This window comes from Actinomyces sp. MRS3W, assembly GCF_032465695.1.
In the GTDB taxonomy this organism is placed as follows: domain Bacteria; phylum Actinomycetota; class Actinomycetes; order Actinomycetales; family Actinomycetaceae; genus Actinomyces.
In genome coordinates this window covers 1-3,469 of sequence record NZ_JAWDJJ010000143.1, presented here as the reverse complement: position 1 = coordinate 3,469, position 3,469 = coordinate 1, and the positions used below count along the sequence as shown (strand labels likewise).

General features: G+C 69.6%; 3 protein-coding genes. 2 read left to right on the top strand and 1 reads right to left on the bottom strand.

Going from position 1 to position 3,469, the window contains the following annotated elements:
• Positions 1-147: 147 nt before the first annotated feature.
• On the bottom strand, positions 148-1,668 hold the full coding sequence (locus RWX45_RS05035) for a DUF349 domain-containing protein (protein ID WP_316022675.1): 1,521 nt from the start codon (positions 1,666-1,668) through the stop codon (positions 148-150).
• Between the two features lie 203 nt (positions 1,669-1,871).
• Between RWX45_RS05035 and RWX45_RS05030 the strand changes: the two genes are divergently transcribed.
• Complete coding sequence (locus tag RWX45_RS05030; protein WP_316022674.1) at positions 1,872-2,690, top strand: MBL fold metallo-hydrolase; 819 nt, start codon at positions 1,872-1,874, stop codon at positions 2,688-2,690.
• Positions 2,691-2,725: 35 nt separating this feature from the next.
• Positions 2,726-3,469: ATP phosphoribosyltransferase regulatory subunit (locus RWX45_RS05025; RefSeq protein WP_410050676.1), on the top strand; the 744-nt coding region annotated here is incomplete at its 3' end.

Here is a 3,469-nt window from a genome sequence, read left to right as displayed (position 1 = left end):
GGCGACGGTGAGCATTCCGATGAATCCGGCGGTCGAATCACTCAACGTGTCGGTTGCCGCCGGTGTGCTGCTGCACCGTCGCGCCTGGCGCAATCTCCAGGCGTAGACCCAGGCCAGGGAAGCGGAACGAGTTCCGGGCAGTCCCGCTCAGGCGCGGGTGGTACGCCGCACCTGGTCGAGCCAGGCCCGCCGGGCGGTGAGCGCCGCCTCCGCCTGTGCCTGCGCCTTGGCGTCACCGGAGTCCTTGGCCGCGGCCAGATCGGCCTCCAGCTCCGCGATGGAATCCTCCAGCTGGCTGGCCAGGCCCTGGGCGCGGGCCATGGTCTCGGGGTCGGTACGACGCCACTCGGCCTGCTCGGCGCGGCGCAGCGCTTCCTCCACCGCCCGCATGCGGGACTCCAACCGTCGCACCGCGTTGCGCGGCACTCGGCCGGCCTCGTCCCACGCCTCCTGGATGGGGCGCAGAGCCTTGCGTGCGGCCTTGGGGTCCTTAATCGGCAGCAGCGCCTCGGCCTTGGCGGCGAGTTCCTCCTTGACCTTGAGGTTGTCGGCGTACTGCGCCTCCGCGGCCTCGTCCTTGGCCCGGCGGGCGTCATAGAACACCTGCTGGGCGGCGTGGAACCGCTCCCACAAGGCGTCGTCCTCCTTGCGGGAGGCGCGTCCGGCCTTCTTCCACTCGGCCATGAGCTCCCGGTAGCGGGCGGACGTTGCCGCCCAGTCCGTGGAGGTGGACAGTTCCTCGGCGCGCTTGATGAGCGCCTCCTTGGCCGCCTTGACCTTCGTCTGCTTGGCGTCCAGCTCGCTGAAGTACTGCCGGCGATGACGATCGAAGGTGGTGCGGGCGTGGCTGAACCGCTTCCACAGGGCGTCCTCGCTGGGACGGTCCAAACGCGGTCCGCGCCGCTGCGCCTCCTTCCAGTTCTCCAGCAGGGTGCGCAGCTCGGCGCCGGACGCCTTCCACTGCGTGCGGGCCGGGTCCTGCGCGGCAACAGCCTCGGCGCGCTCCACGATCGCGGTGCGGTCCTTGAGCGCCTGCTCCTTGGCGGCGGCGCGTTCAGCGGCCACTGCCTGCCGTCGCTCCAGCGCCACCGACTTCAGCGCCGCGAAGCGGGCGCGCAGGGCCTCCAGGTCGCCGACGGCGGCCGGCTGCGTGAGCGACTCGTCCAGACTCTTGATGGTGGAGTCGATCTCGCGCACCGACAGGTGCGGCAGCCTGGCCGCGAACAGATCAACGGTTGAGCTGAGGTCCAGGTAGCGGCGCACGTAATAGGCCATGGCCTCGGCGATCGGCACACCCGGGAACTGTCCGACCTCGCGCTCGGTGTCGCCGTCCTGGACGTAGACCTTGCCCTCGCCGTCGACGCGCCCCCACTTGGCGGCGTCCATCGCCGCTTCGGGGTCAACCTGGGGCTCGGCCGGCGCGGCCTGAGGCTGCTCGCTGTCAGGCTGCGGGTCGGGCGCCTCGGCGTCGGGAGTCTCGACGTCGGGGGTTTGCTCCGCCTGGGGCTGGGGAGATTCTGGTGCCTGCTGGTTGTCCGACTGAGGTGTCGGCGTTTCGGACTGCTCGGCGTTGGGCGCCGCAGGCGGGGTCTGGCTAGCAGCCTGCCCGGTTTCCGCCTCGGTCGGGATCTGCGTGGCCTCGGCCGTGGGCTGCGTCTGCTCGGTCATTGCGCTCCTTCAAGGATCTGACGGGGTGGCAGCGGGTAGTCCGCTCCGTTCCGTTCACGTCCGGCACTCGGCCGGACAACGACGCGCCGCCGGAAGGCGGCATTCGGGGTCGAGCCTACCCGCAGGCCCGGCCGGGCGGTACCGCCGCGGCAATGATCCACGAGCGAACAGCCAGGCTCGGGAGGGCTGGTTACCATGCCGTCATGCTCATTGAACGCACCCTCGCCGCCATCTTCGGAGCCAATTGCTACGTCCTGGCCGCCGAACCAGGCGGTCCCGCCCTGGTGGTGGACCCGGGCGCCGGCGCCGCCCGCGGGGCCATGTCCCTGTTGCGCTCGAACAATCTCCGCCTGGGCGCGATCCTGCTCACTCACGGGCACGCCGACCACGTGTGGGATGCCCAGCGGCTCATTGATGCAGCCGTCACCGAGGGACGCATCCTCCGCGGGCCGGACGGGGACGCCACCTCTGTTCCCGTCTACATTCCCCAGCCGGACCTCTACCGCATTGACGACCCCGATACCACCACCGGTATCACCGCCGACGGCATGACCTTCGCGGACATGGCCGACACCCAGTGGCTGCGCCCGGCGGATGTGCGCCCGTTCCCGCAGGCCGGCTTCAGCAGCGCCGTCGAGCTGGTGCCGGGCGTGGCCTTGCAGGCGGTCCCCGCCCCCGGACATACGGAGGGCTCCACCATGTTCTTCCTCAACGCCCACCTGGGAGACAATCAGCTGCTCTTCGAGGCGGAGGTCCTCGACGATCCCACCGACATCCAGGAGGCCGACTACCTGATCGCCCTGGCCGGCGACGTCCTGTTCAAGGGGTCGGTGGGCCGCACCGACCTGCCCGGTGGCGACCAGTACCAGATGTGGGCGACGCTGCGCTTCCTCGCCAGCGCCGTCGATCCGGCCACGGTGCTGCTGCCCGGTCACGGCGCCACCACCACCATGGCCCACGAGCACCGTGGTAACCCCTACCTGGCCGAGGCCAAGGTCCGGGGCGGTGATCGGGAAGGCTGAGACGTCTGCGAAGTCGGTACCAGCGCCGTGCCACAATGACGCCCATGGCTCCAGCACAGGTTCGACAGGCCCTCTCCTCCCTCTCCGGTTTTCCCGAGTGGCTCCCCGCCGCTCGCGTTATTGAGCAGTCCTTTGTGGACGCACTGCGCCGTACCTTCGAACTGCACGGATTCTGCGGAATCGAGACCCGCGCCGTGGAGCCCCTGTCCGAACTGACCCGCAAGGGCGAAACCAGCAAGGAGGTCTACCTCCTCTCCCGCCTGCAGGCCGATCCGGACGATGCCGAACAGACCGACCCGGCCAAGCAGCTCGGACTCCACTTCGACCTCACCGTCCCCTTCGCCCGGTACGTGCTGGACAACGCCGGCACCCTCCACTTCCCCTTCAAGCGTTACCAGATCCAGAAGGTCTGGCGCGGCGAGCGCCCGCAGGAGGGCCGCTTCCGCGAGTTCATCCAGGCGGATATCGATATTGTGGGCGACGGCACCCTGCCGCTCTACCACGACGTCGAGATGCCGCTGGTCATGCACGAGGCCCTGTCCGCCCTGCCTATTCCCGCGGTCACCATCCACGTCTCCAACCGCAAGGTGGCTCAAGGGTTCTACCAGTCGCTGGGTGTCGCCGACGCCGACCTCGCCGAGGTGCTGCGCGTGGTCGACAAGCTCGACAAGATCGGTGAGGAGAAGGTCGCCCAGGAGCTCATCGATTCCGTGGGCCTGACCCCCGAGCAGGCCCGGGCGGCGCTGCGGCTGGCCACCATCGTCACCGCCGATCCCGAG

What these genes read in the sequence shown, in the direction of transcription:
- RWX45_RS05035 (WP_316022675.1), bottom strand. Translation starts at nt 1,668, where the DNA reads ATGACCGAGCAGACGCAGCCCACGGCCGAGGCCACGCAGATCCCGACC.
- RWX45_RS05030 (WP_316022674.1), top strand. Translation starts at nt 1,872, where the DNA reads ATGCTCATTGAACGCACCCTCGCCGCCATCTTCGGAGCCAATTGCTAC.